The sequence below is a fragment of the Nocardioides bruguierae genome (assembly GCF_023554635.1).
GTDB lineage: Bacteria > Actinomycetota > Actinomycetes > Propionibacteriales > Nocardioidaceae > Nocardioides > Nocardioides bruguierae.
This window is the reverse complement of sequence record NZ_JAMJPH010000012.1, coordinates 215,303-227,546: the sequence shown is the minus strand read 5'-3', so window position 1 is coordinate 227,546 and position 12,244 is coordinate 215,303. Positions and strand designations below refer to the sequence as shown.

At 73.4% G+C, this 12,244-nt stretch carries 15 protein-coding genes; 5 read left to right on the top strand and 10 right to left on the bottom strand.

Going from position 1 to position 12,244, the window contains the following annotated elements; all coding sequences use genetic code 11:
- Positions 1–76: 76 nt before the first annotated feature.
- Entirely contained in the window at positions 77–367 is a 291-nt protein-coding gene (locus tag M8316_RS08635) for a hypothetical protein (RefSeq protein WP_250053741.1), read from the bottom strand.
- Between the two features lie 68 nt (positions 368–435).
- A complete protein-coding gene (locus M8316_RS08630) occupies positions 436–1,320 on the bottom strand; it encodes a LysR substrate-binding domain-containing protein (protein ID WP_250053739.1) in 885 nt (294 codons plus the stop codon).
- 96 nt (positions 1,321–1,416) lie between these two features.
- Here M8316_RS08630 and M8316_RS08625 point away from each other — a divergent pair, with 96 nt between their 5' ends.
- From M8316_RS08625 to M8316_RS08615, 3 genes are read left to right on the top strand one after another with little or no spacing between them, the layout of a single operon-like run.
- Positions 1,417–2,628, top strand: a complete 1,212-nt coding sequence (locus M8316_RS08625; protein WP_250053738.1) for a thiolase family protein — start codon at positions 1,417–1,419, stop codon at positions 2,626–2,628.
- Entirely contained in the window at positions 2,625–3,299 is a 675-nt protein-coding gene (locus M8316_RS08620; RefSeq protein WP_250053736.1) for a 3-oxoacid CoA-transferase subunit A, read from the top strand. Before M8316_RS08625 ends, M8316_RS08620 begins: the two co-directional genes overlap by 4 nt.
- Before the next feature lie 3 nt (positions 3,300–3,302).
- Positions 3,303–3,980, top strand: coding sequence for a 3-oxoacid CoA-transferase subunit B (locus M8316_RS08615; protein WP_250053734.1), 678 nt, complete (start codon positions 3,303–3,305; stop codon positions 3,978–3,980).
- Positions 3,981–4,006: 26 nt separating this feature from the next.
- On the opposite strand, the gene M8316_RS08610 is transcribed toward M8316_RS08615, so the two are convergent.
- Positions 4,007–4,438: a nucleoside deaminase gene (locus tag M8316_RS08610; protein ID WP_250053753.1), complete on the bottom strand. Its 432-nt coding sequence runs from the start codon at positions 4,436–4,438 to the stop codon at positions 4,007–4,009.
- A gap of 101 nt (positions 4,439–4,539) precedes the next feature.
- On the bottom strand, positions 4,540–5,025 hold the full coding sequence (locus M8316_RS08605) for a tRNA adenosine deaminase-associated protein (RefSeq protein ID WP_250053732.1): 486 nt from the start codon (positions 5,023–5,025) through the stop codon (positions 4,540–4,542).
- A gap of 195 nt (positions 5,026–5,220) precedes the next feature.
- On the opposite strand from M8316_RS08605, the gene upp reads away from it, so the two are divergent.
- Positions 5,221–5,862 carry a uracil phosphoribosyltransferase gene (gene upp / locus M8316_RS08600; protein ID WP_250053730.1) on the top strand — a complete coding sequence of 214 codons (642 nt, stop codon included), beginning with the start codon at positions 5,221–5,223 and terminating at the stop codon, positions 5,860–5,862.
- Positions 5,863–5,910: 48 nt separating this feature from the next.
- Positions 5,911–6,672 (top strand): GTP pyrophosphokinase, encoded by a 762-nt coding sequence (locus M8316_RS08595; protein WP_250053728.1) that lies wholly within the window; start codon positions 5,911–5,913, stop codon positions 6,670–6,672.
- A gap of 69 nt (positions 6,673–6,741) precedes the next feature.
- Here the strand turns inward: M8316_RS08595 and M8316_RS08590 are convergent, their stop codons facing one another.
- From M8316_RS08590 to M8316_RS08565, 6 genes are all read right to left on the bottom strand, one after another.
- A complete protein-coding gene (locus tag M8316_RS08590) occupies positions 6,742–7,488 on the bottom strand; it encodes a VIT1/CCC1 transporter family protein (RefSeq protein WP_250053727.1) in 747 nt (248 codons plus the stop codon).
- A gap of 69 nt (positions 7,489–7,557) precedes the next feature.
- Positions 7,558–9,048, bottom strand: a complete 1,491-nt coding sequence (locus M8316_RS08585) for an MDR family MFS transporter (RefSeq protein WP_250053726.1) — start codon at positions 9,046–9,048, stop codon at positions 7,558–7,560.
- 107 nt (positions 9,049–9,155) lie between these two features.
- Positions 9,156–10,310 (bottom strand): acyl-CoA dehydrogenase family protein, encoded by a 1,155-nt coding sequence (locus M8316_RS08580; protein WP_250053725.1) that lies wholly within the window; start codon positions 10,308–10,310, stop codon positions 9,156–9,158.
- 23 nt (positions 10,311–10,333) lie between these two features.
- Positions 10,334–10,774: a ClpX C4-type zinc finger protein gene (locus M8316_RS08575; RefSeq protein ID WP_250053724.1), complete on the bottom strand. Its 441-nt coding sequence runs from the start codon at positions 10,772–10,774 to the stop codon at positions 10,334–10,336.
- 286 nt (positions 10,775–11,060) lie between these two features.
- The gene (locus M8316_RS08570) at positions 11,061–11,486 is read right to left on the bottom strand and encodes a hypothetical protein (protein ID WP_250053723.1); all 426 of its coding nucleotides are present in this window, start codon (positions 11,484–11,486) and stop codon (positions 11,061–11,063) included.
- A 158-nt stretch (positions 11,487–11,644) separates the two neighbouring features.
- On the bottom strand, positions 11,645–12,097 hold the full coding sequence (locus M8316_RS08565) for a ClpX C4-type zinc finger protein (protein WP_250053722.1): 453 nt from the start codon (positions 12,095–12,097) through the stop codon (positions 11,645–11,647).
- Positions 12,098–12,244: the final 147 nt, after the last annotated feature.

Sequence of the window (12,244 nt, the reverse complement as noted above, 5' to 3'; positions counted from 1 at the left end):
GTGGGGACCACCGGGGCGCCCCCAACAACCCCGTAGTCGGCAGTAGCTTCCTGAATGTTGCTGCCGACTCGGCGGTTCAGTGGTGGACGGCGGCCGGCTCCCCGCGCAGGAACGCCGCGAGCCGGACGGCCAGCGCCACCACGAGGTAGGGCCAGAACGCGAGCAGGGCGAGCAGCCCGCCGAGCACCGCACCGGGGCGCGCCGCCAGCGAGGCGCCGACGCCCGCGCCCACGGTCACGAACACCGCGAGCATCGCCACCCACGCGAACCGCTCGGTGCTCCGCTGGAGCGCCCGGCTGAGCCGACGGCCGAGGCGGGTGCGGGCGGAGCGGGGCGCGAGGTCGTGCCCGGGCGCGGAGGCGATCACCCGGGCGAGGCTAGGGCGGCCCGGTGACCGGCGGGTGACGGGCAGGTGAGCGGTCGCCCCGGGCGGTCTCAGCCCCCCGCCACGTCCCGGACGAGGCGGGCGACCGCGTGCGCGGCAGGCCCCGCGTCCGCGTGGTGCGCGAGGACGAGGTCGACGTCCTCGGCCCGGGCCAGCGGCACGTAGGCGACCCCGTCGAGCCGCAGCGCCTGCACCGACGCCGGTACCAGCGCGACCCCGAGCCCGGCGGCGACGAAGACCGCGAGCGTGGCGGTCTCCCCCACCTCCAGCACCTCGCGCGGGGCGAAGCCGGCGCGGGCGCAGGCCTCGAGCACGCGGCCGTGCATGGCCGAGCGGTGGCCGGACGGGTGCGTCACGAGCACCTCGTCGGCCAGCGCGGCCAGGTCGACGACCCCGGCGGCCGCCGCGGGGTGGGCGGTCGGCAGGACGGCCACGAGCGGCTCGGCCCGCAGCGGCGTGACGACCAGGTCGTGCGTGGGCTCGGCACCGGGCCGCAGCACCGCCAGGTCGAGCGAGCGCTCGCGCACCGCGTCCAGGAGCGCGGGGGCGAGCTGCTCGCCGCGCAGGTCGAGCGTCACCCCGGGCAGGTCCTCGCGGGCACGCCTGGCCAGGCGGGGCAGGACGTCGTAGGTGGCGGTGCCGACGAAGCCCACCGAGCAGCGGCCGAGCCGACCGGCGGCGACCTGGGCGAGGTCCGCGGTGGTGCGCTCCAGGTCGCCGAGGACGGCCCGCGCCCGCTCCTCCAGCAGCCGGCCGGCGTCCGTCAGCGCGACCCGGCGCGTGGAGCGGTCGACCAGCCGCACGCCGACCTCGCGCTCGAGCTGCTGCAGCTGCTGGGAGAGCGCCGGCTGGGCCAGGTGCAGCCGGGCGGCGGCGCGGCCGAAGTGCTGCTCCTCGGCGAGCGCGACGAAGGATCTCAAGTGACGCAGCTCCACGTGTCCAGCCTGCCACCAGCGCTGATAAGTCACCAGTATCAATAGAGGCCAACTTCGTATTGGCGTCGATCAATCGACGGTGCCACCGTCGGACCCGTGACCGCCAGCTACCTCTACACCGCCGCCCGGACGCCGTTCGGACGCTTCAACGGTGCGCTCGCCGACGTCCGCCCCGACGACCTGGCGGCCACCGCCCTGCGCGCCGTGCTCCAGCGCGCGCCGGGGCTGACCGGCGACGGCCAGGCCACCGGCGCGGCCGTCGACGACGTGGTCTGGGGCTGCGCCAACCAGGCGGGCGAGGACAACCGCAACGTCGGGCGCATGGCCGTGCTGCTCTCCGGCCTGCCGGTCTCGGTGCCGGCGACCACGGTCAACCGGCTCTGCGGGTCCTCCCTGGACGCCGCGATCAGCGGCTCCCGCGCGATCGAGACCGGCGACGCGGACGTCGTCGTGGCCGGCGGCGTGGAGTCGATGACCCGTGCACCGTGGGTGCTGCCCAAGCCGTCGCGCGCCTACCCGGCCGGGGACGTCACCGCCGTCTCCACGACGCTCGGCTGGCGGCTGGTCAACGAGCGGATGCCGGCGGAGTGGACCGCCTCGCTCGGCGAGTGCAACGAGCAGGTCGCCGACGACCACGGCATCTCCCGCGAGCGGCAGGACGCCTTCGCCGCCCGCTCCCACACGCTGGCCGCGGCCGCCTGGGACGCCGGGTTCTACGACGACCTCGTCGTGCCCGTCGACGGCGTCGACCTGGACCGGGACGAGTCGATCCGCCCCGGCTCGACGCCCGAGACGCTCGCCGACCTCAGGCCCGCCTTCCGCACGGACGGCTCCATCACCGCCGGCAACGCCTCCCCGCTGAGCGACGGGGCCGCCGCCGTCCTGATCGGCTCCGAGGCCGCTGCCGACACCCTGGGCCTGGCACCGCTCGCCCGCGTGGCCGGCCGTGGCGTGCACGCGCTCGCCCCGCAGGAGTTCGGCCTCGCGCCCGTCGAGGCCGCCAACAGGGCCCTGGCCCGCGCCGGCATCACCTGGGCCGACGTCGATGCCGTCGAGCTGAACGAGGCCTTCGCGGTGCAGTCGCTGGCCTGCGTGGACGCCTGGAAGGTCGACCCCGAGATCGTCAACGCCAAGGGCGGGGCGATCGCGCTCGGTCACCCCCTGGGCGCCTCGGGCGCCCGCGTGCTGGCGACCCTCGCGGCCCGGCTGGTGGAGTCGGGCGGCCGCTGGGGCGTGGCCGCCATCTGCATCGGCGTCGGCCAGGGCCTGGCCGTGGTGCTGGAGAACGTGACGGGGCCGCAGCGATGAGCGCCCGGGTGCTGGACTCCTACGCGGAGTCGGTCGCCGACGTTGCGGACGGCTCGACCGTGCTGGTCGGCGGGTTCGGCATGGCCGGCATGCCCGTCGAGCTGATCGACGCCCTCATCGACCAGGGCGCGAAGGACCTCGTCATCGTGTCCAACAACGCCGGCAACGGGGACACCGGCCTGGCCGCGCTGCTGGCCGCCAAGCGGGTGCGCAAGGTGATCTGCTCGTTCCCGCGGCAGAGCGACTCGTGGGTCTTCGACGGCCTCTACCGCGCCGGCGAGATCGAGCTCGAGGTCGTGCCGCAGGGCAACCTCGCCGAGCGGATGCGCGCGGCCGGCGCCGGGATCGGCGCGTTCTTCTGCCCCACCGGTGTCGGCACGCCGCTGACCGAGGGCAAGGAGATCCGCGAGATCGACGGCCGAGCCTACGCCCTGGAGTACCCCATCAAGGGGGACGTCGCCCTGATCAAGGCCCACACGGCCGACCGGATGGGCAACCTCGTCTACCGCAGGACCGCCCGCAACTTCGGCCCCGTGATGGCGACCGCGGCCCGCACCGTGATCGCCCAGGTCGGGCACGTCGTCGAGGTCGGCGGGCTCGACCCCGAGACCGTCGTGACCCCGAGCATCTACGTCGACCGGGTCGTGTGCCCCGGCGCCCAGGAGGCCTGACCGATGAGCACCCCCGCGTCCACCGGGACCGCCCCGCGCGACAAGCACACGCTGGCCGCCGCGATCGCCCGCGACGTCCCCGACGGCGCCTACGCCAACCTCGGCATCGGCCAGCCGACGCTGGTCTCGGACCACCTGCGGCCCGGCTCCGGCGTCGTGCTGCACACCGAGAACGGGATGCTGAACTTCGGGCCGGCTGCCGTCGAGGACGAGGTGGACGAGGAGCTGATCAACGCCGGCAAGATCCCCGTCACCGAGCTGCCGGGGGCGGCGTACTTCCACCACGCCGACTCCTTCGCCATGATGCGCGGCGGCCACCTGGACGTGTGCGTGCTCGGCGCCTTCCAGGTGTCGGCGAACGGCGACCTGGCCAACTGGCACACGGGCGCGCCCGACGCGATCCCGGCGGTCGGCGGCGCCATGGACCTCGCCATCGGCGCCGAGCAGGTCTGGGTGATGATGACGCTGTTCGCCAAGGACGGCTCGCCCAAGGTCGTCCCGGCCTGCACGTACCCGCTGACCGGCCTGGCCTGCGTGGACCGGGTCTACACCGACCTGGCCACCTTCGAGATCACCGCGTCGCGGGGGCGCGCCGACGGTGCACTGCTGGTGCGTGACCTGTCGGGCACCACGCTCTCCGCGCTGTCCGACCGGCTCGAGGTGCCGGTCGTCCTGGCCTGACCCCAGGGGCCCTCGAGATCGCCGCCTCAGCGGTGCCCGTCGAAGAAGTCGGTGAGCAGGGCGGCGCACTCGGCCTGCAGCACCCCGCCGACCACCTCGGGGCGGTGGTTGAGCCGGCGGTCGCGGACGACGTCCCACAACGAGCCGGCCGCGCCGGCCTTGTCGTCCCAGGCGCCGAGGACGACGCGGTCGACTCGCGAGAGCACCGCGGCACCCGCGCACATCGTGCACGGCTCGAGGGTGACGACGAGCGTGCCGCCGCTCAGACGCCACTCCCCGCGGGTGCGGGCGGCCTCGCGCAGCGCGACCACCTCGGCGTGGCCGGTCGGGTCGCCGGTGGCCTCGCGCAGGTTGTGCCCGCGGCCCCAGACCTCGCCGTCCGGGCCGACCACCACGGCGCCGATCGGCACGTCACCGCCCGCGGGCGCGAGGCGCGCCTGCGCCAGGGCGAGGCGCATCGCGGGCTCGAAGCGGTCGGACGGCGGCATGGCCCCATCCTCCCAGCCCGCGGTGACCGACGTGCGAGGCCGGCGGTGGAACCTCGACGACCGGAGGCGGGTCAGGCGGGGCTGAGGCCCACCGCGTCGTCGAACAGCTCGCCGAACCCGAGGCGGCGCGCGAGGTCGGAGAGCACCTCGTCGAGGTACTCGGCGTCGGCGGTGTCGTCGAGCAGGTCCTCCATCTCGGGCGCCCCGATGCCGAGGTCGCCGAGCACGTCGAGGTGGCCGACCGGGTCGCCCAGGTCGTCGTCGTCCTGGTCGTCGACGTCGAGGAAGTCCAGCACCGAGGCGGCGAGGTCGTAGTCCTCGGCGGCGGAGCCGTCCGAGAGCAGCACCCGGGTCTCGGGGCCGGCCACGCGCACGAGCACGAAGAACTCGTCCGCGACGGCGATCATCGCGACCGCGTCGGTGCCCATCTCGGACAGCGCGTCGGCCACGTCCTCGACGTCCTCGAGGTCGTCCTCGGCCAGCTCGGCGACGGTCCACCAGCCGTCCTCGCGGTACGCCACGAGGGCGACGTCGACCTCGCCCAGGTCGTCGCTCACGCTCTGCTCGTCCACGCTCGGGCCTCCGCTCACCCAGCACGCACCGGCGCCCACCGGCACCACCAATGTGACAGAGACCGACGACAGGGGCCAGTGCTTTCCGCAACGCCGGTGTCGGGGCGATCCGGTCCGGGCACGTGCGCGCACGTCACGCGGACGGGCGCGCGACGGCCGCGGCCCCGTAGGCTGCCGCCCATGCGCACCCACGTCGTGGACCACCCGCTCGTCACCCACAAGCTCACCACCCTGCGGGACGAGAGCACGGACTCCCCGACGTTCCGGCACCTCACCGACGAGCTCGTCGCGCTGCTGGCCTACGAGGCCACCCGCGAGGTCCGGGTCGTCCCGGTCGAGATCACCACCCCGGTCGCGCCGACCACCGGCGTCCGCCTGGCCTCGCCCAAGCCCCTGGTCGTGCCGATCCTGCGCGCCGGCCTCGGCATGCTGGACGGCTTCATGCGGCTCGTGCCGACCGCCGAGGTCGGCTTCCTCGGGATGGTCCGCAACGAGGAGACCCTCGAGGCCTCGACCTACGCCAACCGGCTGCCGGACGACCTGGCCGGCCGCCAGTGCTACGTGCTGGACCCGATGCTGGCCACCGGCGGCACCCTGGCGGCGGCCATCCGGTTCCTCGTCGACCGGGGTGCCGACCACATCACCGCGATCTGCCTGCTCACCGCCCCGGAGGGCACCCAGCGGCTCGAGGAGGAGCTCGCCGACATCGACGTGCCGGTCACCGTCGTCACCGCGGCGATGGACGAGCGGCTCAACGAGAAGGGCTACATCGTCCCGGGCCTCGGCGACGCGGGCGACCGCCTCTACGGCATCGCGCACTGACGCGCTCACCCGGCCGGGTGCCGGGCACCCGCCACGTACGCTGACCCGGTGACACCCGCCGACGAACCACCGCTCGCGGTCGTCGTCCCCGAGTGGTGGCGCGGCCCGTCCCCCGAGGACATGCGCCGGTTCATGCTGGAGCACCGCTTCGGCATGGAGGAGGTCGTCACCAAGCTGTCGATCCTGCGCGAGGAGTTCGCGCACCTGCACACCGACAACCCGATCGAGCACGTCTCCTCGCGGCTGAAGTCGATCCCCAGCCTCGTCGAGAAGATGCAGCGCAAGGGCATCGCGGCCGAGTCCGGCCCGTCGATGACGCAGATCCGCGAGCGGGTCACCGACATCGCCGGCGTCCGCGTCGTGTGCAGCTTCGTCTCCGACGTCTACCACGTCTTCGACCTGCTCACGGCGCAGAGCGACGTGACCGTGCGCGAGGTGCGCGACTACATCACAGCGCCCAAGGGCAACGGGTACCGCAGCCTGCACGCGCTGGTGGAGGTGCCGGTGTTCCTCTCGGCGGGCCAGGTGCCCGTGCTGGTGGAGGTGCAGCTGCGCACCATCGCCATGGACTTCTGGGCCAGCCTCGAGCACAAGATCTACTACAAGTACCGCCGCGAGGTGCCCGGCGACCTGCTCGACGGGCTGCACCAGGCCGCCGACACGGCCGCCAGCCTCGACACCACCATGGAGGGGCTGCACCAGGAGATCCGCGGCCTCGAGCCGCTGCCCGCCGAGGTGGTCGCGCGGCTCCAGGGCGGCCAGGGCGGGGACGAGGCGCTGCGCGACGCCCTCAAGCACCTGGCCGACTGAGCGATCGGTGGTCGAGGTGCGAGGAGCGCGAGCGACGAGCCTCGAGACCGCCGCACCCGACCTGCGACCTCAGACGTGCGTGCCGAGCAGGGTGCCGATCAGGAACGTCACGAGCATCGCGAACAGGCCGCCACCGACGTTGCGCAGGATCGCCCGCGTCCGCGGCGCCTCGCCGAACCAGGCGCTCGCCCAACCGGTGACGGCCAGCGCCGCCGCCACGGCGACCACCGTGACCGGCACCCGCCACGAGGCCACGACCAGCACGATCGTCAGCAGCGGCAGCAGCGCGCCCACGGTGAACGACGCCATCGAGGCGAACGCCGCGCTCCAGGGGTTGGTGAGGTCGTCGGGGTCGATGCCCAGCTCGGCCTCGGCGTGGGCCCGCAGGGCGTCGTGCTCGGTGAGCTGGACGGCCACCTCGCGCGCCAGCTCGGGGGTCAGCCCCTTGCCCTCGTAGATCCCGGCGAGCTCGTCGAGCTCCTCCTCGGGGGTCTCGGCCAGCTCCTGCCGCTCGACGGCCAGCACGGCCTTCTCGGAGTCGCGCTGGGTGCTGACGGAGACGTACTCGCCGGCGCCCATGCTCAGTGCGCCGGCGACGAGGCCGGCGACACCGGCGATGACCAGGGCGCCCCGGTCGGTGGTCGCGCCGGCGACACCGACGACGATGCCTGCGGTGGAGACGATCCCGTCGTTGGCCCCCAGCACGGCCGCCCGCAGCCAGTTCAGCCGGGCGTGCAGCGAGTCGTCGTGGGGCTCGTCGTGGGTGGCGCCCTCGGCGCCCTCGTCGAGGGTCCCGGAGGTCGGTGCGGAGGTCATGGGGCGATCATCCTGCGTCGACGGGGTGTGCGTCCACGCAGGTCAGGCTGGCCTCACCCGTCCGCGTCGTCACGTCCCCGGCTCCGGGGCGGGCTCCGGCACGGGCTCCTGGGCCTGCTCCTGGGCGGCGTGCCGGGGCATGACGAGCCCGGCCGCGAAGAGCAGCAGCACGACCACGGAGGAGGCCACGAAGACGGTGCGGACGGCGGGGTGCAGCACGTCCGCCCCCACCGCCTCCAGGGACGGGGCGGCGCCGCCGAGCCGGGAGGTGACCACCGCGTTGGCCAGGGCACCGAAGGCCGCGGTCCCCAGCACGCTGCCCAGGGACCGGGAGAAGACGAGAGTGCCCGTGGCGACGCCCCGCTGCTGCCAGGCGACGCTGGTCTGCGCCGCCACGATGGAGGGGCTGATCACGAGGCCGAAGCCGAGCCCCAGCACGAAGCACGGCAGGGCCAGCATGAGCAGCGGGCTGCTCGGGCCGACGAGCAGCAGCAGCGACCCACCGACCGTGGCGATCACCGCGCCGGTGAGCATGGTCGCGCGGTAGCCGAAGCGGAGGTAGAGGCGGCCGGCGTTGCTCGCGGCGATCGGCCAGCCGAGCAGCATCGCGGCCAGCGCCAGCCCGGAGACCAGGGCGCCCTGGCCCAGCACCCCTTGGGCGTAGAGCGGCACGTAGGTGGTGAGGCCGAGCATGAGCACGCCCACCACGGCGCCGCCGAGCACGCCGGCCAGCACGACGCGGTGCGTGAAGACCCAGGTCGGCAGGACGGGCGCGGCAGCCCGGCGCTCCACCTGCGCGAACGCCACCAGCGCGAGGACGGCGAGGGCGAGCAGGCCGAGGCTCGTCGGCGAGGACCACGCCCAGTGGACGCCACCCTCGAGCAGCGCCAGCAGCAGCGCCACGCCGCCGACGGCCAGCAGGGCCGAGCCGAGGACGTCCACCTTCTGCCGGGTGCGGGCCACCTTCTCGTCGAAGTTGCGCAGCAGCACCACGGCCGCCACGAGGCCCAGCGGCAGGTTGATCGCGAAGATCCACCGCCAGGACAGGTAGTCGGCGAAGATCCCGCCCAGGGTCGGGCCGACCACGGACGAGACCGCCCACACGGCGGCCACGTAGCCTTGGACGACGGCCCGCTCGGCGGCCGAGTAGAGGTCACCGAGGATGGTCATGCCGACGGGCTGGATGGCGCCGGCGCCGAGCCCCTGCACGGCCCGGAAGACGATCAGCGGGACCATCCCCCACGCCACCGTGCACAGCAGCGAGCCGAGCACGAACAGGCCGATCCCGACCATCGCCATCGGCTTGCGGCCGAACTGGTCCGAGAGCTTCGCGTACAGCGGCGTGCTGACCGCCTGGGCCAGCAGGTAGACGCTGAACAGCCAGGGGAACTGGGTGAACCCGCCCAGGTCGTCGACCACCGCCGGCACCGCGGTCGCCAGGATCGTGGCGTCCACCGCCACCAACGCCACGCTCAGCATGACGGCCAGCAGGACGGGGCCGCGCTCGGAGCGCAGGCCCACGGAGGCGCGGGTGGGCCGGCTGCCGGCGGTGGTGGTCACGACCAGCCGCAACCGGTCGCCGGTGGCAACCATTCCCGCCGTGCCGGGTCAGGGCTCGTCGGGCGATCCGGTGGTCGAAGGATCCGGTGGTCGAGCGCCGTCTGGGGTCAGAGGCCGAGGTCGCGGCCGATGAGCTCCTTCATGATCTCGTTGGAGCCGGCCCAGATCTTGGAGACGCGGGCGTCGCGCCAGGCGCGGGCGACCCGGTACTCGTTCATGAAGCCGTACCCGCCGTGCAGCTGCACGCAGTGGTCGAGGATCGAGTTCTGGATCTCCGACGTCCACCACTTCGCCTTGGCCGCGTCGATGGGCGTGAGCTGCTTCTGGGAGTGGGCGAGCACGCACTGGTCCACGTAGGCCTGGGTGACGTCGACCTGCGTGAAGAGCTCGGCGAGCAGGAACTTGTTGTGCTGGAAGGAGCCGATCGGCGAGCCGAACGCCGCACGCTCCTTGGTGTACTCCAGCGTCTCCAGCAGGATCTGCTTGGCGTGGGCGAGGTTGGAGATCGCGCAGCCCAGCCGCTCCTGCGGCAGCTTCTGCATCATGTGGATGAACCCGCCGTCCACCTGGCCGACGACGTCGGCCTCGGTGACGCGGAGGTTCTCGAAGAAGAGCTCGGCGGTGTCGGACTCGTCCTGCCCGACCTTGTCGAGCTTGCGGCCGCGGCTGAAGCCCTCGGCGGAGGTCTCGATGCCGAACAGCGTGATGCCGCGGGCGCCCTTCTCGGGGCTGGTGCGCACGGCGGTGACCACCAGGTCGGCCGAGTAGCCGTTGGTGATGAACGTCTTCGAGCCGTTGACCACCCAGCCGTCCCCGTCCTTGACGCCGGTGGTCTTCAGCGCGGCGAGGTCGGAGCCGCCGGAGGGCTCGGTCATGCCGATGGCGCACAGCAGCTCGCCGCTGGCGGCCTGCGGCAGCCACCGCTCGTGCTGCTCGGGGGTGCCGAGCTCGACGAGGTAGGGCGCCACGATGTCGGCGTGGATGCCGACGCAGCTGGAGAGCGCGGCGTTGACGAAGGAGAGCTCCTCCATCAGCACCGCGTTGAACCGGTAGTCGCCGTCCTTGAGGTCGCCGGCGCCGCCGAACTGCTCGGGGATCTCCAGGCCGAGGAAGCCCTGCTTGCCGGCCTCGAGCCAGAACTCGCGCGGGAGCGCCTTCTGCTCGGCGTGCTCCTCCACGTGCGGCACCACCGACCGCTGCAGGAACTCACGCACCGAGTCTCGGAAGGCCTCGTGGTCGTCGTCGTAGATCGTCCGCTCCATGTGACCCAGACTACGCCGGAAGGCTACTGTTCGGTAACCACTTCTTCCGCGACGTCCTCGTCGGCGGCCGGGACGTCGGGCAGGCGCTTGGCGAAGCGCTCCCACGCTGCCTGGCGCGTGACCCCGAGGGTGCGGCCGATGTGGGCCCAGGAGATGCCCGACTGTCGCGCCACCGCGACCCAGGTGAACAGGAAGCGCTCCATCTGCCGGGAGGCAGCCACGATCCGGGGCAGGGTCTCGAGGATCTCGGCCTGCGAGCGGTCCTTCCACGGCACGTCGGCCGCGTCGGGCTCGGCACTGCCGGTCACGAGCCGGTGCGCGTCGGCGACGCAGTCGGCGCACACGACGACACCGAAGCCGCCGACCATCCGGTCGCCCGCACCGCCGGTGCGGCCGCACATGCTGCACGTCTTGCCCTCGGGCGTCAGCAGCAGGGGTCGCTCGCGTCTCTCGAAGGGGTCCATGTCACACCGATCGTCCAGGGGGATGGCGACGTGAGCGCCTCGGTCAGGAAGAGCTGAACGCGTGGTACCCGGAACCCGCGGGTCCGATCATGACAGAGCGCGGGGCGCACGTCAGGGGTCGTGGAGAACATGTCCGTCCTCCCGGTGGCTGCCTCCGAGCTCCGGAAGGCCGACGGCCACCCACGTCGGGACATGACGTGGGTGGCCGTCGGCGTGCGCTGAGGCGAGGGGTGGTGCGGGCGGACGCTCCCCGAGGGCGTCCGTCCGGCGGGTGGTCGGGAGAGGGTCAGACGCCGGCGTGGGCACGCTCGTCGGCGTGCTCGGCCTCGGCGTCGGGGAGGCGCTTGGCGAAGCGCTCCCAGGCGGCCTGGCGGGTCGTGCCCACCACGCCACCGATGCGGGCCCAGCTGAGCCCGCCGTCCCGCGCCCGGCCGACCCAGGTGACGAGCATCTGCTCGGCCTGACGGGTCGACGAGAGGCAGCGGGCGAGGCCGGTGAGCAGGTCCGTGCCCGCCCAGCGGTCGGTCACCTCGCCGGCGGCGAGGCTGCGCGCGGCCTCCGCCGCACAGTCGGCGCAGATGCTGGCCGCGAACCCGGGGTACACCGGGGCACCCTGGGTGGGTTCGAGGCAGAAGCTGCAGGTGGTCTGGTTGTCGCTGAGCGCGCGGTCCCGAGTCGCGCGCTGGTCCTGGTCGGACGGTCGGGGAGTCACACCACGATGATGCACCACGAATCACCCGATCGGGCGACACGTGACCCGTCAGGGCCAGATGCACATGATGTCCACAGCGACCTGGCAGGCCCGTCCGGGCCACCCGGACCGCGTCGGGGTGGTCCTCACGGTGCAGTCCGGGCCCACCGGCGACGCGCTCAGTCGGTGGAGGAGCCCTCGCCCGCGAGCAGGTCGGTCACGTCCGGCAGACGGCGGGCGAAGCGCTCCCAGGCAGCCTGCCGCGTCGTGCCGAAGACGTCGCCGATGGCCGCCCACGAGTTGCCGTGGGCCCGGGCGATGGCCACCCAGGTGAAGAGGAACTCGTCCGCCTGGCGGGCGGAGGCCTTCATGATGCGGAGGCCGGCCAGGACGTCACCGTCGGTGCCGTCCTCCCAGTAGCTCCGCAGCTCTCCGCCGGCCGGGGGCGAGGCCTGGTCGTCGAGCATGTCGCGTGCACCGTCGATGCACGCACGGCAGATCATGGCGCCGTAACCACCCGCGAGAGGCCTGTCGGCCGTGGCACCGCGCCCGCAGAAGGAGCAGATCTTCCCCGTGGTGGTCTGCTCCACGGCGGCGTAGGTCTCACCGTCGTTCTCGGGTGCGCTGTTCATGTCGATGCATCTAACCAGTCAGGTGCCCGTAGACGATCGCGCAGGTCACACCGCAGAGGACCGGCGGCGTCCGTGTCGTGGACACCCTGTCGCGGACACTGGCCGTCGCGCCTCACCCCACGGTGACGCACACCGCGGCCCGCGGCT